The following is a 22,767-nucleotide window of genomic DNA, read 5'->3' as shown; positions in this document are numbered from 1 at the left end:
AAATCCCGCGTCCTTTGATCAACCCCCCACCTCTATCTTTGGAGAACACCAAGTGAGCGAAAAATTGGCCAACCCTGCCCCTCTGGGTCTGATGGGTTTCGGTATGACCACCATTCTGCTGAACATCCATAACGCAGGTTTCTTCCCCATCAGCGCCATGATCCTGGCCATGGGTCTGTGCTATGGCGGCCTGGCCCAGATCATCGCCGGTATCATGGAGTACAAGCGTGGCAACACCTTCGGTGTCACCGCCTTCATCTCCTACGGCACCTTCTGGTGGAGCCTGGTGTTCCTGCTGGTGATGCCGACCATGGGTCTGGCCGACGCCACTCCCCACGCCTACATGGGCTGGTATCTGCTGATGTGGGGCATGTTCACCCTGTTCATGCTGATCGGGACCGTCAACTTCCCGCGGGTGAAGCAGTTCGTGTTCGCCTCCCTGACCGTGCTCTTCTTCCTGCTGGCCGCCCGTGACTTCACCGGCAGCACCCTGATCGGCACCATCGCCGGTTTCGAGGGCATCATCTGTGGCGCCAGCGCCATCTACCTGGCCATGGCCACCGTGATCAACGAGCAGTTCGGTCGCACCGTGCTGCCCATCGGCGATCACAAGAAAGCCGCCACCGCCCAGCTCAAGGCTGCCGCGTAAGCTGCACCGCTCAAGCCAGACAGGCTGATGTGAAAAAGGCACCTTCGGGTGCCTTTTTGTTTTTGTGGCGCCAAGGCCAAGTCTCTGTCAGCCAGTGCCCTCGGGATCCCCCGCCAGCAAGCGGGTTGACGGGAAGCGGTCGGCGGGCTGCTGGCCATAGAAGCGGGCGAGCTGCTGGTAGACGGCGGGAAAGACGGCACGCAGGCGCAGGGGATCGGTGAAGAAGCTCTCGCTGCACACCGCGAAGAACTCGGCGGGGTGGGAGGCGGCATAGGGATCTATCTGCGTCACCTCGCCCCTGGCCAGCTGCTCGTTCATCTCATCGAACGCACCTTGCAGTGCCCGGGTCCATTGCCGCTGATCCATGCCGCTTGGCAGGGGCGGCGCGCCGTCCGCATCCCCTCCCAGCATGTCGAGCTTGTGGGCCAGCTCGTGAATGATCAGGTTGTAGCCATCCCAGTCACCGTCTTGCTGCAGCTCGCTCCAGGCCAGCACCAGGGGCCCCTGGGGCCAGGCCTCCCCGGCGTTCTCCTCTTCAAACTCGCTGACCAGACCGAACTCGTCCTGCACCTGCTGGCGGCGGGAGACGGGTTCGGGAATGATGATGATCTCGTGAAAGCCTCTATACCACTCCAGACCCAAAGCCAGCACCGGCAGGGCCGCCTGCAGGGCGAGGACACGGCGCTGCCGCTCGCTGAGCTCGACTCCGATCAGGGTCCAGCTCTTGCGGGCAAGCAGCCGCTCGGCCAGGGCCACCAGCCGCGCCCCCTCCTCCTCGCTTAGCCCCTGCAGGATGGGAATGGCCGCGAGCGACTCACGCCACTCCTCCCCCATGACGGTGCCCGATCTGTGGGCAGCCGCGGTGGATTTGCACTGACTCGGTGCACCGAGCCGCCGGCTTAGCCAGCGACCGAGGCGGGTCTGTGCCCACCATGTTGCAACCCCCAATGACCGACTCCTCTTCATGTTGCCGTGATGGCCAGGGATTTGACGAAACGCCTGGGTGTGTCCAGGTAGCCCTGACGGAGATAAAAATGGTGCGCCCGCTCGCGATGCAGGCTGCTGGAGAGCTCCATCTGGCCACAGCCGGCCGACCGGGCCAGGGCCTCGGCCGCCGCCAGCAAGGCGGCGCCCATTCCCAGGCCCCGCGCCGGCTCATCGACCACCAGGGCCGAGATGAGGCCCCAGCCGCTGGCCAGGTGGAGCGGGCGCAACAGATGGAGCACCAGCACGCCGACCACCCTGGCCCCCTTCACGGCCACCAGCACCTGGCGATCGGCTTCCTGCTCGGCCAGGGCCGCAGCCAGTCGATCACCCTCTTGCTCATAGCCAAGCTGCCCCAGCAGCCGGGCCACCGCCGCCACATCCTCGCCGCATGCCGGGCGGATCAGCCCGCTCTCCCGGCTCGCTTCTTGTTGCTCTTTCATGATTGGCCCCAAACTTGCTTAATCACTGCCAAGGTACTGTTTCAGGAGAAAATAACCCAGTTAACCCCCTCGGCATAGCCCGGTGAACCGCCTCGCCATCACGACCAGTTCACAAATTGGCAACAGGATCGCAAATTTCACTGGGAAGCGCCGAAACAAGTCGATATGTTAGACGCCTCGGCCAAGGCCGACAGCAGAAATGACTGAATAACAAAGTTCGAGTGGGCAAAAGCCCGCCACCAGTCTCACAACAAAGGAGTTGTTGTACATGAACGAGATCGTGAATGCCATCAATGGCGTGATTTGGAGCCCAGCGCTCATCTATCTGTGCCTGGGGGTCGGCCTCTACTTCTCCCTGCGCAGCCGCTTTTTGCAACTGCGTCACCTCAAAGGCATGATCCGCCTGATGTTCAAGGGAAAATCCAACGAAGCCGGGGTCTCTTCCTTCCAGGCGCTCTCCATGACACTGGCGGGCCGGGTCGGTACCGGTAACATCGCCGGTGTGGCCACCGCCATCACCTTCGGTGGCCCGGGCGCCCTGTTCTGGATGTGGATGGTGGCCTTCCTCGGCGCCAGCTCCGCCTTCGTCGAATCCACCCTGGGTCAGGTCTACAAGGAGAAGATCAACGGTGAGTACCGCGGCGGCCCCGCCTTCTACATCGAGAAGGGTCTGGGCATGAGCTGGTACGCCTGGATCTTCGCCATCGCCACCATCTTCGCCTGCGGCGTCTTGCTGCCAGGTGTGCAGGCAAACTCCATCGGTTCCAGCCTGCAGACCGCCTTTGGTATCAGCCCCAACGTGACCGCGGCCGTGCTGGCCCTGCTGCTGGGCTTCATCATCTTTGGCGGCGTCAAGCGCATCGCTCACTTCGCCAGTACAGTGGTGCCCTTCATGGCGCTGGGCTACATCATCGTCGCCTGCGTCATCATCGCCCTCAACATCGGCCAGCTGCCCTCCATCATTCTGCTGATCTGGAAGAGCGCCTTCGGTCTGGAAGCCGGCTTCGGTGCCATTCTGGGTCTGGCCATCATGTGGGGCGTCAAGCGCGGCGTCTACTCCAACGAAGCCGCCCAGGGCACCGGCCCCCACGCCTCCTCCGCGGCAGCGGTGAGCCACCCGGCCAAGCAGGGTCTGGTGCAGGCGTTCTCCGTCTACATCGACACCCTGTTCGTCTGCTCCGCCACCGGCTTCATGCTGCTGATCACCGGTCTGTACAACGTACAAGGCCCGGATGGCGCCGCCATCTACACAGGGATCGCCGGCATTGCCGCAGGTCCTGGCTATGTGCAGACCGCCATGGAGAGCATGATGCCCGGCTTTGGCAACTACTTCGTCGCCATCGCCCTGTTCTTCTTCGCCTTCACCACCATCGTCGCCTACTACTACATCGCCGAGACCAACATCGCCTTCATCAACCGCAAGATCCGCCGTCCCTGGCTCACCTTCCTGCTGAAGATCGCCCTGATGGCCGCCACCGTGTACGGCACCGTCAAGACCGCCGATCTGGCCTGGGGTCTGGGGGATATCGGGGTCGGTCTGATGGCCTGGCTCAACATCGTCGCCATCTTGCTGCTGCAAAAGACCGCCTTCGTCTGCCTCAAGGACTACGAGGCCCAGCTGGCACAAGGGGTTGACCCCGTGTTCCACCCGGAGAAACTGGGGATCAAGAACGCGGACTACTGGATCGACAACCGTGCCGAAGTGAACCTGATGCGCGAGAACACGGGTCACCCCTTCGAGGCGGATCCCGATAGCATCGCCAAATAAGCACAAGTACCCCCATCAAAAATGGCAGCCGAGGCTGCCATTTTCTTTTCCTGCGCCTGCTCAGAGGGCGTTGCGGCGCGGTCCGAACCGCAGCCGCCAGCGAAACAGGCTGTTGAGGGTGGCCCGCCACTGGTTGGGGCGCCCCAGGATCTGCCGCTGCAGCCGGGTCTCCTCCTTGAGCATGGCCTCGTCGCTGCGGGCCCAGGCCTGCTGGTAGAGCCGCTTGATCCCCGCCAGCGCATCCGGCGACTTGGTGATAAGCGTCCTGGCGAAGGCGCGCGCCTCGGCCAGGGGATCCTCGCACACCCGGCTCACCAGGCCGAGTGCCCTGGCCTCCTGGGCTTCCAGCTCGCGGCCGCTCATGGCCAGCGCCATGGCGCTGTCCACCCCCATCAGGTTGCGCAGGGTGACGCTGCCGCTCATGTCGGGGATGATGCCCCACTTGATCTCCATCACAGAGAAGCGGCAATCCGGGGTGCTGAAGCGAAAATCGGCCCCGAGCGCAATCTGCAGGCCGCCGCCGAAACAGACCCCCTGGGTCACCGCGATCACCGGCACCGGCAGCTGGTGCCAGCCATAGGCCACCCGCTGGGCCAGGTTGGTCGCCTCGTCCGCCTCGCGTCTGAGGATATCGAGGGCCGCCACCGGCTGTCTGAGCATGGATTTCACATCCAGCCCGGCGCAAAAGCCCCGCCCCTCGCCGCGCAGGATCACCGCCCGCAAGCCACGCGTCTGCTGCAACTGCACCAGCGTCTGCTCCAGCGCCCGGAACATGGGCAGGTCCAGGGCGTTGAGCTTGTCCGGGCGCGTCAGCACCACCTCGGCGATGCCCTCATCGAAGGTGAGGCTCACCCTGGGCCGGCCCGAGAGGGGCGTCGTTACTGTCATTTCCATGGGTCATCCTTGTCGTGGAAACTGGTCGAACCACTAGACTAAGGGCGAAGGCGGTGGAGCACAAGCGCCTCAACCGGCTTGCAGCAGCAGCGGGGCGAGCCGGGTCTCTGGCCGGGTCTGGGCCAGCAGCAGCAGGGCGCAGCCGTAGGCATCTTCCAGGGCATGATGGCTGGTGAGGGGGGGCAGATGGTGACGCGCCAGGCAACGGGCCAGGGTGAGGGCATCATCCCCGACCGTGCGCCCCGCCCGGTGCAACTGGGCCAGCTCGAGGCGCAGGGTATCGAGAAACGGCCAGCCCGGCTCATGGCCGAAGCACTGCCGACAGGCGGCCGCGAGGAAGCGGCGCTCCAGGGTGCTGTTGTGGGCCACCAGCAGGCAACCCTGCGCCGCATCCATCAGGGCGCGCAGGGCGGTCTCGAGAGACTCTGCCTCCTGCAAGTCCCTGTCATGCACCCCGTGGTAGATGGCGCTCTGCCCCACGCTGACGGGGGGGCGTACCAGGAAGTAGCGCGCCTGGGCCAGCCGGATCTCCCGTCCCTCGATGGGCACCCAGCCCAGGCTGACGATGTGATCCCGACGGGGATCCAGGCCGGTCAGCTCCAGATCGATGGCCAGGCAGCGGCGCTCGGCCAGGGTCTGTCCCGATCGCATGGCCCGCCAGAGATGGGGCCAGCGGCCAAACCAGGTTGCCGCACTCATAGCTGGCGACAGAAACGGTAAGAGAGCAGGCTCTGCCCCTCCTCGATCACGGCGAAGCACTCCTTGAGCTGATGGCGCTGCAGGCCCGAGAGGGTGCCGGGATCCAGGTGGTTGGAGAGGTGATCCGTCTCCTGGTTCTCCTGCTGCTCGAGGTGCAGTCTCCAGCGCAGTTCGGCCAGCAAGTCGAAGGCATCCCCCAGGTTGCGGCACAACGTCTTGTCCATGGCGCCGGCCGCCTCCAGGTCTCGCAGGCGCTGGCGGGTTCCGACGGCAGTCACCCCGGCGGCCAGGGCATAGACCCGCACCAGATCCGTGATGAGGCTGAGCCCCCGAGTCTTGAGATCCAGCCCCCTGTGCTGTTGCCCGTCCGGCTCCAGGATGAAGTGCTTGAACAGGCCGAGGGGGGCCCGCCGCTGCAACGCCGTCTGGGCCAGGTGCAACAGGAAGAGGGGCTGGGCCGCCGCCTCCACCACCATGGCGCCGAACATGGCATCGAAACGGGCCTGACTGCCCGCCACCAGGCGCACGTCGAAGAAGACGGTGGCGTTGAGCAGGGCCTGGGGGGTCGGGGTCTGGAACCAGCCCCGAAAGCGGGCGAGCCAGCCGGCCTCGTCCAGGCAGAGCGCCGGATTGGTCGCCATGATGTTGCCGGGGCAATAGGGCAGGCCGCAGCGGGCCAGGCCGTCGCACACCAGGCGCGCCAGACGGGCGAAGTAGTCGGCCACCGTCCCCACCGCGGGCTCGGCCAGCAGCAGGCCGTTGTCCTGATCCCCGTTCAGTCCCTGATCGCGGCGGGCGAAGGAGCCAAACACGAGCCAGCAGAACTCGCAAGGGGCCGGCCCCAGGGTAGAGAGGGCCAGGGCGATCAGCCGCCCGGTCAGCGCGTCCGTCACCGTGGCCAGGATATGGGCCGCCTCGTGGGCCGGCACCCCCTGGCGCCCCAGAATACGGGTCAACCTGGGGATCTGCCGGCTGCAACGCACCAGGCCCTCGAGGTCGGGCTGGCGCTCTATGTCGGTCAGGAGATAGACGGGATGCTCCTGCTGGGCCCGCACCAGATCCGTGACCGTCACCATGCCGACTACTCGCCCCTCCCCCATCACCGGCAAATGGTGGACTCGCCAGCGCCCCATCTGCTGCAGGGCCTCGAACAGATAGGCTTCCCGATCGATGGTGGTCGGATCCCGGGTCATCGCCTGGGCCACCGGTGTCTGCGCAGGCAATCCCTGCGCCAGCACCCGGCTGCGCAGATCCCGGTCCGTGATGATGCCAAGCAGCCGCCCCTCCTCCTCCACCAGCAGGGAGGAGACGCGCCGCTCGCTCATCAGCTGCGCCGCGGCCTGCACCGTCTGCCGGGGGCCTGTCACTATCTTGTGATCCCGCACCAGGTCGCGCACCTTGAGGGTGAAATAGCCCTCGGTCGGGGGCGGCATCTGCTGGTGCAGGGTGCGAGCCGCCAGGCGCAGGAAGAAGTTGTCCAGCACGGGCCAGCGCTGCCGACAACGGCCAAACGCCTCGCCCTCGAGCCAGTAGACCAGGGCGTCTTCCTCGCAGATCAGCCGGTCGCTGCGCCCCTCGGACGGCTGGTAGCCATCAAAGTCTCCCTCTTGCAGCTTCTCCAGCAGCGTCTGGCCGTCGTGGCGGGCAAACAGGCCGGTACGCACTATCATCAAGCGCCCCGCCGGGGCGGGGACCACCTCATGAGCCCGAAAATAATAAACCGAGATGGCTCGCGCCAACTCGGTCTGCTCTTCCTTCCCCAACTGCTGGAAGGGGGTGGTTCGGGCGAGAAACTCACTTATCTCAACCAGGGCCATGGTGCCTCCGACGGGAGGGGCCTGGCCCCTCCCTGAGTGGATCAATGCTCGTGGGCCTCACCCGCCCCTTTCGGGAAGCGAATGCTCTCCACTATGTGCTGCACCTCTTCAGGCACCGGCTTGGTGAGCAGGCTCACCACGTAGGAGACCACGAAGTTGATCACCATGCCGACCGTGCCTATCCCTTCCGGCGAGATGCCAAACAGCCAGTTTTCCGGCACGTTGGCGGCCATGGGCGCGATGAAGATGCCCTTGAAGTAGATGATGTAGCCGATGGTGAACACTATCCCTGCCAGCATGCCGGCGATGGCCCCCTCCTTGTTCATCTTCTTGTAGAAGATCCCCATGATGATGGCGGGGAAGAAGCTGGCCGCGGCCAGGCCGAAGGCGAAGGCCACCACCTCGGCCACGAAGCCCGGCGGGTTGATCCCCAGATAGCCAGCCACCAGTATGGCCACGGCGGCGGCGCCACGGGCATAGCGCAGCTCCTGCTTGTCCGTGATGTTGGGCATCAGGTTGCGCTTGAGCAGATCGTGGGAGATGGAGGTGGAGATGACCAGCAGCAGGCCCGCCGCCGTGGAGAGCGCTGCGGCGATGCCGCCGGCCGCCACCAGGGCGATGACCCAGTTCGGCAGCTTGGCTATCTCGGGGTTGGCCAGGACGATGATGTCGCGGTCCACCTTCATCTCGTTGCGATCGTCGTTGGAGTAGAACATGCGGCCATCGCCATTCTTGTCCTCATGGGAGATGAGCCCCGTCTTCTCCCAGTTCTTCACCCACACAGGGGCATTGGCATACTCGGTGCCCTGGCCATCGGCACCATTGATGGTGTCGACCATGTTGACCCGGGCGAAGGCGGCAACCGCAGGGGCCGTGGTGTAGAGGAAGGAGATGAACAGCAGCGCCCAACCGGCGGAGATGCGGGCATCACGCACCTTGGGCACGGTGAAGAAGCGCACGATCACGTGGGGCAGACCGGCGGTGCCGACCATGAGGGCACAGGTGATGGCAAACACGTCCATCTTGGACTTGATCCCGTCCGTGTAGGAGGCAAAGCCCAGATCCTGGGAGATGGTGTCCAGCTTGTCGAGCAGATAGGTGTTGGAGCCATCCACCAGGGTGGCACCGAAACCGGTCTGGGGCAGGATGTGGCCCGTCATCATGATGGAGATGAAGAAGGCCGGCACCATGTAGGCGAAGATCAGCACGCAGTATTGTGCCACCTGGGTGTAGGTGATCCCCTTCATGCCACCGAGTACGGCGTAGAAGAAGACCACCGCCATGCCGATGACCACTCCTGTGGTGATGTCCACCTCGAGGAAGCGGGAGAAGACCACCCCAACCCCGCGCATCTGACCCGCCACATAGGTGAAGGAGATCAGGATGGCACAGACCACGGCGACGGTTCTGGCGGTCTGGGAGTAGTAGCGATCCCCGATGAAGTCGGGCACGGTGAACTTGCCGAACTTGCGCAGGTAGGGGGCCAGGCACAGCGCCAGCAGCACATAGCCACCGGTCCAGCCCAGCAGGTAGACGGCGCCATCGTACCCCATGAAGGAGATGAGACCGGCCATGGAGATGAAGGAGGCGGCCGACATCCAGTCAGCGGCCGTGGCCATGCCATTGGCAACGGGATGGACCCCGCCACCGGCCACGTAGAACTCCTTGGTTGATCCGGCGCGCGCCCAGACAGCGATCCCGATGTAGAGCGCGAAGGTCAGGCCGACCACTATGTATGTCAGTGTCTGTAAATCCATTTCACACCTCAGTCTTCATGAACATCATATTTGCGATCCAGTTTGTTCATCTGGTGAACGTAAACGAAGATCAGCACGACAAACACATAGATGGCCCCCTGCTGGGCAAACCAGAAGCCCAGCTTGAAACCAAACAACTGAAACTGATTGAGCCAGTCGGCCAGTATGATGCCTGCCCCATAGGAGACGGCGAACCACACCAGCAGCAACTTGAGCATCAGGGAGAGGTTCTCCCGCCAGTAGGCCTTGGCCTTGTCTTCACTTTCAAATGCCATTTCCCAACTCCATTTGTTAACGAAATGTTTCACGCTCAATCTAGCAGCAGTTTGTCTGGAGGAAATCACGACTTTAGTCTTAACAGGCTCTTATGACGCCCATTCTGGCCGCCATCGCGCCCCCGCTCTCCCCCCGAGTCACCCCGTCTGCCGACCCGGATCACACTTCTCGCTAAAACTTTCGGGGAGCTTGTGCCATAATGCGCGCCATTTGGCAGACAACCCGGGACAGATCCTTTGTTAAGCAGCAACAACATCACCATGCAGTTCGGCGCCAAGCCGTTGTTTGAGAACATCAGCGTCAAGTTTGGCGGCGGCAACCGCTACGGCCTTATCGGCGCAAACGGCTGTGGCAAGTCCACCTTCATGAAGATCCTCGGCGGCGATCTGGAGCCCACTGGCGGTAATGTGAGCCTGGACGTCAACGAGCGGATCGGTAAGCTGCGTCAGGATCAGTTCGCCTACGAAGAGATGCGCGTGCTGGACGTGGTCATGATGGGCCACACCGAGCTGTGGGCCGCCATCGCCGAGCGCGATGCCATCTACGCCAACCTGGAAGCGACCGACGACGACTACATGAAGGCCGCCGAGCTGGAAGGCCTGGTCGCCGAGTATGACGGCTACACCGCGGAATCCCGCGCTGGCGAGCTGCTGCTGGGGGCCGGCATCCCCATCGAGCTGCACAACGGCCCCATGAGCGAAGTGGCCCCGGGCTGGAAACTGCGGGTGCTGCTGGCGCAGGCGCTGTTCTCCAACCCCGACATCCTGCTGCTGGACGAACCGACCAACAACCTGGACATCAACACCATCCGCTGGCTGGAGCAGGTGCTCAACGATCGCGAGAGCACCATGATCATCATCTCTCACGACCGTCACTTCCTGAACTCCGTCTGCACTCACATGGCGGACCTGGACTACGGCGAGCTGCGGGTCTACCCGGGCAACTACGACGAGTACATGACGGCGGCCACCCAGGCCCGCGAGCGTCTGATCGCCGACAACGCCAAGAAGAAGGCCCAGATTGCCGACCTGCAATCCTTCGTCTCCCGCTTCAGTGCCAACGCCTCCAAGTCGAGCCAGGCCACCTCCCGCTTGAAGCAGATCGACAAGATCAAGATCGAGGAAGTGAAGGTCTCCAGCCGTCAGAACCCCTTCATCCGCTTCGAGCAGGAGAAGAAGCTGTACCGCAACATCCTGGAGATCGAAGGGCTGTCCAAGGGGTATGGCGAGGCGCCGCTGTTCAAGGGGCTGAGCATGATGCTGGAAGTGGGCGAGAAGGTCGCCATCCTGGGGACCAACGGCATCGGTAAATCTACCCTGATCAAGACCCTGATGGGGGAGCTGGCACCGGACAGCGGCACCATCAAGTGGTCCGAGAACGCCCAGATCGGCTACTACGCCCAGGATCACGCCGAGGATTTCGACACCGATCTCAACGTGTTCGACTGGATGGCCCAGTGGAAACAGGCCAACGAAGACGAGCAGGCGGTGCGCTCCGTGCTGGGTCGTCTGCTCTTCTCCCAGGACGACATCAAGAAGCCGGTCAAGGTGCTCTCCGGTGGCGAGCAGGGTCGCATGCTGTTCGGCAAGCTGATGATGCAGCGCCCCAATATCCTGATCATGGATGAGCCGACCAACCACCTAGACATGGAATCCATCGAATCCTTGAACCTGGCGCTGGAGATGTATCAAGGGACCCTGATCTTCGTCTCTCACGACCGTGAGTTCGTCTCGTCGCTGGCGACCCGCATCATGGAACTGACCGAGAACGGCATCCGCGATTTTGGCGGCACCTACGAGGATTACCTGCGCAGCCAGGGCGTGGTGTAACCCGCTCCCGCTCACTTCGCAGCAACACCGGCGCCCGCAAGGCGCCGGTTTTTATGGTCACCACACCGGATCGCGCCCTCGCGATGTCCCTGCTTCGGTCCCGCTCGCGCTCCCAACCTCTCCTCAACCTGGCTCCCCGCAGATCCGCGCCAGGCTCGATTCGTCCCCCCTTGCCTCCCCGTTCGGGTGCATCCGATCAGATGGTTGTCATATGTAACCGACTCAGCCTCGGCTATACTGGTGGCTCGTCCTCACCCCATGATAATAACCAACAGAAATCACCCCTTTAGAGGGAGCATGCTCGGGACGATGCAGCCAGGGGGGAGAAGGGAGGCCAGGTGCGGACTCAGCCGAGTTGTAATTTTATAACCTGACTAAAATCATTTAGTTATAAAAATATCATTTATATATCAGTTGAAACTAACAGGGTGGGAGGGGAGCCATACCGGCCACCCAAGCTGTAGTAAAATTACATTCGCAATCGGTCAATCTTGATCGGCATCAATTTTGGGGATCAGCCCCTTTGTTATTATTTCCACAGGCAAAATCGCAGGATAATGAGAATTGAAAGCAGAATCCCCCTTTGACTGTCTCAAGCCCGAAACCATAGCCGCACTGGCCGAAGACATCACCTATGCCAAGGCCACCAAGCCCGCATACAAGGTCATCCCGCTGGCCATCACCGCGGGCGCTTTCATCGCCATCGCGTTTGTCTTCTACATCACGGTCACCACGGGCTCGAGCGGCATGGCCTGGGGCATGGCCAAGCTGGTCGGCGGTCTGTGTTTCTCCCTCGGCCTCATCCTGTGCGTGTTGCTCGGTGCCGAGCTGTTCACCTCCACCACCCTCACCCTGGTGGCCAAGGCGGCGAATCGCATCAGCTGGAGCCAGCTGCTCAAGAACTGGGGCCTGGTCTACTTCGGCAACCTCATCGGCGGCCTCATCATAGTCGCGCTCATCATCATGTCGGCCGAGTACACCGCGGCAGATGGTCAGTGGGGGCTGAACGCCATGAAAGTGGCCCAGCACAAGCTGCATCACACCTTCTTCGAGGCCCTGGCGCTCGGCATCCTGTGCAACCTCATGGTGTGTCTCGCCGTCTGGATGGCCTTCGGCGCCCGCAGCGCCACCGACAAGGTGATGGTGATGCTGCTCCCCGTGGCCATGTTCGTGGCATCGGGCTTCGAGCACAGCATCGCAAACATGTTTATGATCCCGGTTGGCATCGCAATCCACAGCGTCGCAAGCCCGGAGTTTTGGCAGGCCATCGGCCAGAGCCCGGCGCAGTTTGCCGACCTGACCGTTTCGAACTTCGTCTTTCACAACCTGATACCCGTGACCATTGGCAACATCATAGGTGGCGGCGTCATGGTTGGTCTGACTTACTGGTTTATCTTCCGTCGCCATCATTAAGGATGATGACGGGGTACTACATCAATACCGTGTGAGGTAATGAAAATGGCAGAACTTAACGAGCAGTTCCAGGCAGCATGGGAAGGCTTCGCAGCCGGTGAGTGGCAGACCTCTGTCAACACCCGCGACTTCATCCAGAAGAACTACACCCCGTATGAAGGTGACGAGTCCTTCCTGGCTGGCGCGACCGATGCGACCACCAAGCTGTGGGACAAGGTCATGGAAGGCATCAAGATCGAGAACCGCACCCATGCGCCGGTCGATTTTGATACCGACCTGCCCTCCACCATTACCGCTCACGATGCCGGTTATATCGACCAGGGCCTGGAGCAGATCGTCGGCCTGCAGACCGACAAGCCGCTCAAGCGCGCCATCATCGCCAACGGCGGTATCAAGATGGTAGAGACCTCTTGCAAGGTGTACGGCCGCGAGCTGGACCCCATGGTCAAGAAGATCTTCACCGAGTACCGCAAGACCCATAACCAGGGCGTGTTCGATGTCTACACCAAGGACATCCTGAACTGCCGCAAATCCGGCGTCATCACGGGTCTGCCCGATGCCTACGGCCGTGGCCGCATCATTGGTGACTACCGCCGCGTGGCCCTGTACGGCATCGACTTCCTGATGGCCGACAAGCTGGCCCAGTTCAAGTCCCTGCAGGCCGATCTCGAAAACGGTGTCAACCTGGAAGCCACCATCCGTCTGCGCGAAGAGATCTCCGATCAATACCGCGCCCTGGATCAGATGAAAGAGATGGCCGCCAAATATGGCTGCGACATCTCGGTTCCGGCCAAGAATGCCAAGGAAGCCGTGCAGTGGACCTACTTCGCCTACCTGGCGGCGGTCAAGTCCCAGAACGGTGCCGCCATGTCCTTCGGTCGTACCTCCAGCTTCCTGGACGTCTATATCGAGCGTGACCTGCAAAAGGGTCTGATCACCGAGCAGGAAGCCCAGGAGCTGATGGACCACATGGTCATGAAGCTGCGCATGGTGCGTTTCCTGCGTACCCCGGAATACGATTCACTGTTCTCAGGCGACCCCATGTGGGCCACCGAGACCCTGGCCGGCATGGGCGTGGATGGCCGTACCCTGGTCACCAAGAACAGCTTCCGTATGCTGAACACCCTGTACACCATGGGCCCCTCCCCCGAGCCGAACCTGACCATCCTCTGGTCCGAGAAGCTGCCGGTGGCGTTCAAGAAGTACTGTGCCAAGGTGTCCATCGAGACCTCTTCCGTCCAGTACGAGAACGACGATCTGATGCGTGCCGACTTCAACAACGATGACTACGCCATCGCTTGCTGTGTCTCCCCGATGATCGTCGGCAAGCAGATGCAGTTCTTCGGTGCCCGTGCCAACCTGGCCAAGACCATGCTGTACGCCATCAACGGCGGCATGGACGAGAAGCTCAAGATCCAGGTCGGTCCCAAGACCGAGATGATCACCAGCGAGTACCTGGACTATGACAACGTCATGGACCGTCTGGACCACTTCATGGACTGGCTGGCCAAGCAGTACGTTGCTGCCCTGAACATCATCCACTACATGCACGACAAGTACAGCTACGAAGCCTCCCTGATGGCGCTGCACGACCGTGACGTCTATCGCACCATGGCCTGCGGCATCGCCGGTCTGTCGGTTGCGGCCGACTCCCTGTCTGCCATCAAGTACGCCAAGGTCAAGCCGGTACGCGACGAAGACGGCGTGGCCATCGATTTTGAAATCGACGGCGAATACCCGCAGTTCGGCAACAACGACGCCCGCGTCGATGACATTGCCTGCGACCTGGTCGAGCGCTTCATGAAGAAAATCCAGAAGCTCAACACCTACCGCGGCGCCGTGGCGACCCAGTCCGTGCTGACCATCACCTCCAACGTGGTGTACGGCAAGAAGACAGGTAACACCCCTGATGGTCGTCGCGCCGGTGCGCCGTTCGGCCCGGGTGCCAACCCGATGCACGGTCGTGATCAGAAGGGTGCGGTTGCCTCACTGACTTCCGTCGCCAAGCTGCCGTTCGCCTACGCCAAAGATGGTATCTCCTATACCTTCTCCATCGTGCCGAACGCCCTGGGCAAAGACATGGAAGCCCAGAAAGCCAACCTGGCCGGTCTGATGGACGGTTACTTCCACCACGAAAGCAACGTAGAGGGTGGTCAGCACCTGAACGTCAACGTGATGAACCGTGAGATGCTGCTGGACGCCATGGAGAACCCGGAGAAATATCCGCAGTTGACCATCCGCGTCTCCGGTTATGCCGTTCGCTTCAACTCGCTGACCAAAGAGCAGCAGCAGGACGTCATCACCCGTACCTTCACCGCCTCTCTGTAAACCAGTCGCAGTGAATCAAAACCGGCGCCATGTGCGCCGGTTTTTTTCTATCCGGCCCCTTGCAGCCTTCGCACCCCCTCTGGTCGTTCAACCGCGCGGCGCCCTCGGCCCGCCCGCCTCAGATCCCACGCCTCAGATCCCCCGATAGACAGCTCGCCCCCTCATCTCCCCCGTTGCACGGCGCCCCCGGGGAAAAGCCGCGAACAGAATGAACACAATGGCCACAACAGCCTAAATAACCATTTCGGTCACAATCTTTTCCGGGTGGCCACCTCGCATTAACCTTCCCGCAACAATCACAAGGAGAGCACCATGTTGCAAGGAACCTTCAAGCGCACCCTGATCGGTAGCCTGCTCGCACTGAGCTTCGGCGCCCACGCCCAGATCGACGACGTTCACTTCCTGATCCCCGGCGGCGCCGGCGGCGGCTGGGATACCACGGCCCGAGGCACAGGTGAAGTGCTGGCCAAGTCCGGTCTGGTCCAGACCGTCTCCTACCAGAACATGTCCGCCGGTGGCGGCGCCAAGGCCATCGCCCACCTCATCGAGACCTCGGCCCAGTCCGACAAGACCCTGATGGTCAACTCCACCCCCATCATCGTCAAATCCCTCTCCAAGGAGCTGCCCCAGTCCTTCCGGGATCTCACCCCGGTCGCCGCCATCATCGCCGATTACCAGGCCCTGGCGGTGAAGGCGGACTCCCCCTATCAGAACTGGGCCCAGCTGCTGGCCGCCTATGAGGAGAACCCCGCCAAGGTGAAGATCGCCGGGGGCTCCGCCCGTGGCAGCCTGGATCACCTGGTCGCCGCCCTGACCTTCAAGAATGCCGGCGCCGACGCCAGCAAGCTGCGCTACGTCGCCTACGATGCCGGTGGCAGCGCCATGGCCGCCGTGCTGGCCGGAGAGACCCAGGCCATCTCCACCGGTTTTGGCGAGGCGATGGAAGCAGTCAAGTCCGGCCAGATGCGGATCCTCGGGGTCACCTCCGACCAGCGGCTGCCGGGGGCGGATCAGGTCCCCACCTTCAGCGAGCAGAACAACCCCACCGTCTTCGCCAACTGGCGCGGTTACTTCGCCTCCCCCACCATCAGCCCGGAGAAATCCGCCGAGTTTGCCGCCCTGCTCAAGCAGATGTACGACAAGCCGGAGTGGGAAGTGGTCCGCAGCCGCAACAGCTGGACCAACCTCTACAAGTCGGGTCCCGAGTTCACCGCCTTCCTCGATGGCCAGGAGCAGCAGATCGGCGGCCTGATGCGCGAGCTCGGCTTCATCAAGTAATCCTGGTTGTCACATCACAGGCGGGCACTGGCCCGCCGTCCATGTTGGAGAGACAGACATGAACATCACCAAGGAGCGACTGGGAGGCCTGCTGTTTTTGCTGCTCTCCCTCGCCTATGGCTACTACGCCACCGAGATCCCGGGCTACCCCGGCGACGAGTACGAACCCTTCACCGCCAGCACCCTGCCCTATGCCCTGGCCGGGCTCGGGGTGCTGCTCTCCCTGCTGCTGGTGATCTTTCCGGGGGGCCAGCCCCTGCGCCGGGAAGAGGGGGACTGGCGCCGGGTCTTCATCCTGCTCGGACTCATGGTGGTCTATGGCCTGGGGCTGACCTGGTTTGGCTTCGTGCTCTCCACCATCGCCTTCCTGACCCTGGGCATACGGGTTCTGGGTGAGCCCAGCCTGCGCTACGGCCTGATGATCAGCGTCCCCTTCTCCCTCGGTTTCTGGGCCCTGCTCACCAAGGGGCTCAACGTCTATCTGGAGCCGGGTCGCCTGTTCACCCTGCTCGGGTTTTAAGGAGTCACCATGTTAGACGGAATCTTGCAAGGACTCGGCACCGCACTGCTGCCGGTCAACCTGATGATGGTGGTGCTGGGCTGCTTCGTCGGCACCTTTATCGGCATGTTGCCGGGCCTGGGGCCCGTCACCGCCATCGCCCTGATGATCCCCATCACCTATGGCCTGGATCCCTCCTCCGGCATCATCCTGATGGCGGGGGTCTATTACGGCGCCATCTTCGGCGGATCCACCTCCTCCATCCTGATCAACGCCCCCGGCTGCTCGGCTACCGTGGTGACCGCCTTCGACGGCTACCCCCTGGCACGCAAGGGTCAGGCGGGCAAGGCGCTGGCCATCGCCGCCTACGCCTCCTTCACCGGCGGCACCCTCTCCGCCATCATGCTGATGGTGGCGGCCCCCCTGCTGGCCAAGGTCTCCCTCTCCTTCCAGTCGGCGGACTACTTCGCCCTCATGGTGCTGGGCCTCTCCGCCGTGGCGGCCTTTGCCGGCAAGGGTCAGGTGCTCAAGGCGCTGATCATGGCGCTGTTTGGCATCATGATCTCCACCATCGGCATCGACCGCAGCGTCGGGGTGGACCGCTTCACCTTCGGCCTGCCGGATCTGCGGGACGGCTTCTCCTTCCTGCTGCTGGCCATGGCCACCTTCGCCCTGGCGGAGATCCTGATGGCGGTGCTGCGCCCGGGCAAGGACAACAGCGAGGAGGAGGCCAAACAGATGCAGCATCTGGGCAGCCTCAAGCTGAGCCGCGAGGAGGTGCGCGAGATAGCGCCCCCCATCGCCCGCTCCTCGGTGCTGGGCTTTCTCATCGGCGTGCTGCCGGGGGCCGGCGCCACCATCGCCGCCTTCATGGCCTATGGCGCCGAGCGCAACATCGCAGGCAAAAAACATCAGGATCAGTTCGGCAAGGGCAGCCTGCGCGGCCTGGCGGCGCCGGAAGCGGCCAACAACGCCGCCTCCACCGGTTCCTTCGTGCCCCTGCTCACCCTGGGGATCCCGGGCTCCGGCACCACGGCCCTGATCCTCGGCGCCCTGGTGGCCTACGGCATCCAGCCGGGCCCGCGCCTGTTCATGGAGCATCCAGATGTGTTCTGGTCGGTGATCATCTCCATGTATCTGGGCAACGTGGTGCTGCTGGTACTCAACCTGCCCCTCATCCCCTACCTGGCCAAGGTGCTGGCGGTGCCGCGCCCCGTGCTCATCCCCATGGTGCTGCTCTTCTCCCTGACCGGGGTCTATCTGGTGTCGTTCAACACCATGGATATCCATGTGATGGTCATCGTTGCGCTGATCGCCATCGGCCTGCGCCTGCTCACCTTCCCCATGGCCCCCATGCTGCTCGGCTTCATCCTGGGGGGCATGCTGGAGGACAACCTGCGCCGCGCCCTGGTGATCAACGACGGCAGCCTGAGCTTCCTGTGGGAGCGCCCCATCACCCTGGCATTCACCCTGATCACCCTGACCATGCTGCTGATCCCGCTCTGGCAGTGGTGGCAGGCTCGCAAGGAGCCCAAGGGCACCCCGGTCACGGATCACTGAATCGATGACACTCTGCCGCCCTGTACCCTACCCATAACGCGCAGAGACCTTGATGAGTGACACAACGTCATGTACGAAAAGAGCGCCGAAAGGCGCTCTTTGTTTGGTTGGCTGACACCGGGTTCAGCGGCGGCGATAGCGCCGCTCCGGCCGCCCGACCGTGCCATATTCGAGCTCGGGGAACGCCAGCTGCTGACCCACCAGAAACTCCAGGTAGCGGCGCGCCGTGGTGCGGCTCACCCCCACCCTGGCGCCGATCTCCTCGGCGCTCGCCCCCTGGCCCGCCAGGGCGCTCAGGACCCGCTCCAGGGTGAGGGCATCGATGCCCTTGGGCAGGGTCAGGGGCTGGCTGCCAGCGGCGCCGGCACCCAACAGGGCGTCCACGTCCTGCTGGCTGATGTCCGCCAGGCTGGCCAGGGCCAGCCGGCTCTGCTGATACTTCTCCAGGGTGCCCTTGAGGCGCTCGAACACCACGGGCTTCAAGATGAAATCCACCACCCCGAGGCGCATCGCCTCCTGCAGGGTGGCGGCTTCCCGCGCCGCCGTGAGCAAGATGACATCCACCTCGGCCCCCTCCTGGCGCAGCTGCTTGAGCAGCCCCAGCCCCTCGCCGTCCGGCAGCCAGACGTCGAGCAGCACCAGATCGGGTCTGAGCACGGCGATCTGCTCGCGGGCATCGCTTAAGGTGAGGGCCAGGCCGCACAGGACGAAGCCCGGCAGCCGCTCGACGAAGCGGCGGTGGATCTCGGCGATGGCCGGATCGTCCTCCACTATCAATACCTTGATCATTCACGCGTCCTTGGGAATGTAACAGACAAAACAGCTGCCCCGCTCGGTGGCCTCGATGTGGATCTGTCCCTTGAGGGCATCCAGGGTCTTGTGCACCAGGGAGAGCCCGATGCCGTGGCCGGGCTCCGCCTTGCAGCTGACCCCGGGCTCGAACAATCGATCCGCCAGCACCGGATCGACGCCGCCGGCGCCATCTTCCACCTCCAGCACCAGATCCTGCCCCAGATCGCTCAGGGAGACCCGGATGGGCTGATAGGGGGCGCCGTGGCGGCGGGTCGCCTCGAAGGCGTTGTCGATGAGGTTGCCAAGCAGGGTCACCAACTGGGATCCCGAGACCCGGGCGGGAATGTCGTGCAGCCGCGAGCCCGGCTCGACCATGAGCTCCAGCCCCAGCTCGTGGGCCCTGTGGTACTTGCCGAGCAGCAGGGCCGCCACCTTGGGCTTGGCGATCGCCTCCATCAGGAAGGCCAGCAGGGTCTGCTCCGTCTCCGCCTCCCGGCCGATGAAGGCGAGAGCCTCCTCATGGGCCCCCAGCTCGATCAGCCCGGCGATGGTGCCGAGCTGGTTGTTGTGTTCATGGGTCTGCACCCGCAGCAGATCGCTGTAGGCCTGCACCTGGCTGAGCTGGGCGGTCAGCTCGGCCAGCTCGTCCTTGCGCCGAAAACTCGACACGGCGCCGATCAGCTCGCCGCCCCGCACCAGGGGCAGGCGGTTGACGATCAACTGCTGGCCGTTGAGCCAGATCTCCTCGTCATATTGCGGGGTGGGATCGTCGATGAGCGAGAGCATCCGGGTCTCGGGCAGCAGCTCGTTGATGGGGCGGCCGATGGCCCGCCTGGCCTGCTCCTCCTCGAGCCGCAGCAACTTGACGCCGTTGGGGTTGAGGGAGGTGAGGCGCCCCTCGCCATCTATGGTGAGGATCCCTTCGCGCACCGTGCGCAGGGTGCAGTCGAGCTCGGCGTAGAGGCGCCCTATCTGCTCGGGTTCGAAGCCGAAAATCGCCTTCTTGTAGCGCCGCGCCAGCCAGCCCGCCGCCAGGCTGTTGAGCAGCACGATGAGCAGGGTGATGAAGAGACCAAAGCGCAGGAAGCCCCGCAAGTCCGCATCTATGTCCCGCACCAGGTAGCCGACCGACACCACGCCGATGATCTGGCCCAGCTCGTCCCGGATCGGGGTCTTGCCGCGCACCGAGACCCCGAGAGAGCCCTGGGCGTGGGAGACATAGGACTCCCCATGGACCAGGACCCGGGTCGGATCGTCCCCCACCATGGGCTGGCCAATGCGATCGGCCCTGGGGTGGACCAGCCGCAGGGCATTGCTGTCGCCGATGACGATGAAGCTGGCCCCCACATCGGCGCGGATCCGCTCCACCAGGGGATTGAGGCGCGCCGTGTCGGCCCGGCGCACCTGGGCCACCACGGCCGGGTCCCGGGCCACCAGCTGGGCCACGTCCAGGGCCTGATCCCCTATCTCCCGGTAGCGCTGCTCCGAGACATAGTAATAGCTGGCGGTGCTGAGCAGGATGAGTTGCAACAGGCTGATAAAACACAAGATGAGAAGGAAGCGTCCCTGCAGTCCCAGTGTCATCGATCCCCTCCCGCCCCTGGCCGCAGGGGATGGTCCCGCCGCCCCTCATGACTCTCCGCTCCCGCCGCGAAGCAGCTCCAGCAGCAGGCTGCCGTCGCGCAGGGCCTTGTGCACCTGCACCGAGGTGGGCTTGGTGGGATCTTCGTAGAAATGGGTGGACTCTATCTGCAGGCGCACCAGGTAATCTGCGGGCAGCTGGCTCGCCAGGGCCTGATGCAACATGGGGAACAGCAGGCGATCGGCCCGGGTGATCTCGCCCCCCAGCAGCAGCTTGCCGGGATTGAGCAGGCAGATGAGGTTGGCCAGCACCCGGGCCAGACGCCCCGCCGCCTGGTGCAAGATGTCCTGGCACAGGTTGTTGCCCGCCAGGGCCAGCTCGCACAGCTCGCGGATGGTGACGCTCTCGGGCAGATCCGATGCGGTGTCCGCCATGCGTTCGCGCAGCTCGCGATACTGGGCCTCCAGCGCCTGATTGGTGACCAGGGTGCAGGCGCAGCCAAAGCCGCCGCAGTAACAGCGCTGGCCATAGGGTTCGAGCTGCAGATGGCTAAGATCCCCGAGCATGGCGGACTCGCTCTCCATGAGCTGGCCGTTGACCACCATGCCCACCCCTATGTCGTTGTGGACGAACACCAGCACCGCATCGGCGCAGTTCCTGGCGGCGCCCCATTCGCGCTCGGCCTGGATCCAGGTGCGCACGTCGCCGCTCACCAGCACGGGCACGGAGAAGGCCTGCTCCAGGGTCGGCCCGAGGGGCCAGTTGCGCAGATCATAGTAGGGGAAGTGGCGCACCATGCCGGAGTGACGCTCCACCTGGCCGGGCAGGCAGAGGGCGATGCAGGCCAGGCGCAGGGCCCGCTTGGGCAAGAAGGCCTCGATGGCCTGGATCAGGCTGGGCAGCAGATCACCGCGCTCCCCGTCGCTGAACTGATGGCGATGGCGGGCCAGGGAGCGCCCCGCCAAGTCGAACAGGGCCATGTCCACATAGCCCCGCCCCAGGCGCATGGACAGAAACTGGAAGCGGCGCTCGTTGATGCGCAGCAGGATCTGGCGCCGACCGCGGCCGACCGAGCTCTCGCCGCAGGGCACCACCAGGCCGCCATCGAGCAGCTCCCGGGTGATCTTGGTGATGCTGGCGGGGGAGAGTCCGGTCAGGCGGGAGAGATCGGTGCGGGACAGCTCCTTGTGCTCCTCCAGGCTGGCGTAGACCAGGCCGTAGTTGAGCTGACGGATCAAATCGATACTGCCTTTGACGATCTCATTCATAGGGTGTGTTAACGAAGCGGGCGAAAGATGGCTAATGTTCCCATATTCTCGGCCAATCCCCAAATCGCGCCACCAAGTTCTAGGCCCCTATCACTTAACCGGCCGCGGCGCTGGTCTGCGGCCCCCCGCTTTGACTACAATTGCGCTCCCATGATCCACAGACGACAGATGCCATGACCCCTTGCCCCTGCACCTCCGCCCTCCCCTATGCCAGCTGCTGCGCCCCCTTCCATCAGGGCAAGGCGGCCCCCAGCGCCCGCCAGCTGATGCGCTCGCGCTACAGCGCCTTCGTGCTGGGACTGGGGGAATACCTGGTGCAGAGCTGGCACCCGGATTATCTCGGCAGTCTCACGGCGGCCGAGCTGGCCGACCAGCAGACCCGCTGGACCGGGCTCGAGATCCTGGCCAGCCAGGGGGGCGAGGCGAGCGATGAGGAGGGCGAGGTGGAGTTCAAGGCCTGGTTTGTCCTGCAGGGGCAGCGCCACTGCCTGCACGAGCGATCCCGCTTCGTGCGCCTGGCGGGGCGCTGGGTCTATACCGACGGGGTGCAGTTTGCGGTCGACCCCCTGCCGCTGCCCGGGCGCAATGATCCCTGCCTGTGCGGCAGTGGCAAGAAGTTCAAGAAATGCTGCGGGTGAGACGCTGACTCGCCAATCATGACAAGGCCGCCCGAGTGAAGTGAACCCCGAAAGTTGGACACCCAACGAGTAGGGGTTCTTCGTTTCTATGGGAAAGCAAAAATACTCGACCGACTTCAAACGTCAGGTCGTTCTTCACTATCTCAACGGTCATGACGGTGCCAAAAAGACGGCCGCCCTGTTTGGGGTCGATCATGGCGCCGTTCGCCGCTGGACTGAGCACTGGAAAGCCAGTGGTGAAGCTGGCTTGACCATCACGACCAAGGCTTACTCTGCTGAGTTCAAAGAGGAGG

General features: G+C 63.4%; 20 protein-coding genes. 10 read left to right on the top strand and 10 right to left on the bottom strand.

Translation table 11 applies throughout. The features are described 5' to 3' along the window. The first annotated feature begins 52 nt into the window (after positions 1–52). The gene (locus tag ACLHZ1_RS08135) at positions 53–649 is read left to right on the top strand and encodes an acetate uptake transporter (protein ID WP_427261664.1); all 597 of its coding nucleotides are present in this window, start codon (positions 53–55) and stop codon (positions 647–649) included. Between the two features lie 87 nt (positions 650–736). Here ACLHZ1_RS08135 and ACLHZ1_RS08130 read toward each other — a convergent pair whose 3' ends face one another. Both ACLHZ1_RS08130 and ACLHZ1_RS08125 read right to left on the bottom strand, forming a co-directional pair. Then, positions 737–1,483: a zinc-dependent peptidase gene (locus ACLHZ1_RS08130; RefSeq protein WP_427261730.1), complete on the bottom strand. Its 747-nt coding sequence runs from the start codon at positions 1,481–1,483 to the stop codon at positions 737–739. A 128-nt stretch (positions 1,484–1,611) separates the two neighbouring features. Beyond that, positions 1,612–2,076 carry a GNAT family N-acetyltransferase gene (locus tag ACLHZ1_RS08125; protein WP_427261663.1) on the bottom strand — a complete coding sequence of 155 codons (465 nt, stop codon included), beginning with the start codon at positions 2,074–2,076 and terminating at the stop codon, positions 1,612–1,614. A gap of 268 nt (positions 2,077–2,344) precedes the next feature. Between ACLHZ1_RS08125 and ACLHZ1_RS08120 the strand changes: the two genes are divergently transcribed. Beyond that, on the top strand, positions 2,345–3,844 hold the full coding sequence (locus ACLHZ1_RS08120) for an alanine/glycine:cation symporter family protein (protein WP_427261662.1): 1,500 nt from the start codon (positions 2,345–2,347) through the stop codon (positions 3,842–3,844). Positions 3,845–3,904: 60 nt separating this feature from the next. On the opposite strand, the gene ACLHZ1_RS08115 is transcribed toward ACLHZ1_RS08120, so the two are convergent. The 5 genes from ACLHZ1_RS08115 to ACLHZ1_RS08095 all read right to left on the bottom strand — a co-directional run bounded on the left by ACLHZ1_RS08115 (position 3,905) and on the right by ACLHZ1_RS08095 (position 9,286). Beyond that, positions 3,905–4,732, bottom strand: coding sequence for a crotonase/enoyl-CoA hydratase family protein (locus tag ACLHZ1_RS08115; protein ID WP_427261729.1), 828 nt, complete (start codon positions 4,730–4,732; stop codon positions 3,905–3,907). 75 nt (positions 4,733–4,807) lie between these two features. Beyond that, positions 4,808–5,389: an exonuclease domain-containing protein gene (locus ACLHZ1_RS08110; RefSeq protein WP_427261661.1), complete on the bottom strand. Its 582-nt coding sequence runs from the start codon at positions 5,387–5,389 to the stop codon at positions 4,808–4,810. A gap of 44 nt (positions 5,390–5,433) precedes the next feature. Continuing rightward, positions 5,434–7,254, bottom strand: coding sequence for a DUF294 nucleotidyltransferase-like domain-containing protein (locus ACLHZ1_RS08105; protein WP_427261660.1), 1,821 nt, complete (start codon positions 7,252–7,254; stop codon positions 5,434–5,436). A gap of 41 nt (positions 7,255–7,295) precedes the next feature. Further along, on the bottom strand, positions 7,296–9,011 hold the full coding sequence (locus tag ACLHZ1_RS08100) for a sodium:solute symporter family protein (protein WP_427261659.1): 1,716 nt from the start codon (positions 9,009–9,011) through the stop codon (positions 7,296–7,298). 8 nt (positions 9,012–9,019) lie between these two features. Further along, positions 9,020–9,286 carry a DUF4212 domain-containing protein gene (locus tag ACLHZ1_RS08095; protein ID WP_408792904.1) on the bottom strand — a complete coding sequence of 89 codons (267 nt, stop codon included), beginning with the start codon at positions 9,284–9,286 and terminating at the stop codon, positions 9,020–9,022. A gap of 237 nt (positions 9,287–9,523) precedes the next feature. Here ACLHZ1_RS08095 and ACLHZ1_RS08090 point away from each other — a divergent pair, with 237 nt between their 5' ends. The 6 genes from ACLHZ1_RS08090 (at position 9,524) to ACLHZ1_RS08065 (ending at position 18,194) form a co-directional block, all read left to right on the top strand. Further along, entirely contained in the window at positions 9,524–11,116 is a 1,593-nt protein-coding gene (locus tag ACLHZ1_RS08090) for an ABC-F family ATPase (RefSeq protein ID WP_427261658.1), read from the top strand. Between the two features lie 564 nt (positions 11,117–11,680). Further along, positions 11,681–12,529, top strand: coding sequence for a formate transporter FocA (focA, locus tag ACLHZ1_RS08085; RefSeq protein ID WP_427261657.1), 849 nt, complete (start codon positions 11,681–11,683; stop codon positions 12,527–12,529). 45 nt (positions 12,530–12,574) lie between these two features. Then, positions 12,575–14,857, top strand: a complete 2,283-nt coding sequence (gene pflB, locus ACLHZ1_RS08080; RefSeq protein ID WP_427261656.1) for a formate C-acetyltransferase — start codon at positions 12,575–12,577, stop codon at positions 14,855–14,857. A gap of 312 nt (positions 14,858–15,169) precedes the next feature. Further along, entirely contained in the window at positions 15,170–16,135 is a 966-nt protein-coding gene (locus ACLHZ1_RS08075) for a tripartite tricarboxylate transporter substrate binding protein (protein WP_427261655.1), read from the top strand. A 58-nt stretch (positions 16,136–16,193) separates the two neighbouring features. Continuing rightward, positions 16,194–16,655 (top strand): tripartite tricarboxylate transporter TctB family protein, encoded by a 462-nt coding sequence (locus ACLHZ1_RS08070; protein ID WP_408797796.1) that lies wholly within the window; start codon positions 16,194–16,196, stop codon positions 16,653–16,655. A 9-nt stretch (positions 16,656–16,664) separates the two neighbouring features. Then, positions 16,665–18,194 (top strand): tripartite tricarboxylate transporter permease, encoded by a 1,530-nt coding sequence (locus ACLHZ1_RS08065; RefSeq protein ID WP_427261654.1) that lies wholly within the window; start codon positions 16,665–16,667, stop codon positions 18,192–18,194. Positions 18,195–18,317: 123 nt separating this feature from the next. Here the strand turns inward: ACLHZ1_RS08065 and ACLHZ1_RS08060 are convergent, their stop codons facing one another. The 3 genes from ACLHZ1_RS08060 to ACLHZ1_RS08050 are packed head-to-tail and all read right to left on the bottom strand — an operon-like array spanning position 18,318 to position 21,836. After that, positions 18,318–18,983, bottom strand: a complete 666-nt coding sequence (locus tag ACLHZ1_RS08060) for a response regulator (protein WP_427261653.1) — start codon at positions 18,981–18,983, stop codon at positions 18,318–18,320. Beyond that, complete coding sequence (locus ACLHZ1_RS08055; protein ID WP_427261652.1) at positions 18,984–20,570, bottom strand: ATP-binding protein; 1,587 nt, start codon at positions 20,568–20,570, stop codon at positions 18,984–18,986. 45 nt (positions 20,571–20,615) lie between these two features. Beyond that, a complete protein-coding gene (locus tag ACLHZ1_RS08050) occupies positions 20,616–21,836 on the bottom strand; it encodes an ROK family protein (protein ID WP_408797789.1) in 1,221 nt (406 codons plus the stop codon). Between the two features lie 173 nt (positions 21,837–22,009). Here ACLHZ1_RS08050 and ACLHZ1_RS08045 point away from each other — a divergent pair, with 173 nt between their 5' ends. Next, complete coding sequence (locus ACLHZ1_RS08045; protein ID WP_427261651.1) at positions 22,010–22,474, top strand: YchJ family protein; 465 nt, start codon at positions 22,010–22,012, stop codon at positions 22,472–22,474. Positions 22,475–22,562: 88 nt separating this feature from the next. Next, the coding region (locus ACLHZ1_RS08040; protein ID WP_427261549.1) for a helix-turn-helix domain-containing protein at positions 22,563–22,767 on the top strand (205 nt) is incomplete at its 3' end.

Origin of the sequence: Aeromonas sobria (genome assembly GCF_050266975.1) — a bacterium.
GTDB classification, from domain to species: domain Bacteria; phylum Pseudomonadota; class Gammaproteobacteria; order Enterobacterales; family Aeromonadaceae; genus Aeromonas; species Aeromonas sobria_B.
This window is presented reverse-complemented; position numbering and strand designations above follow the sequence as displayed.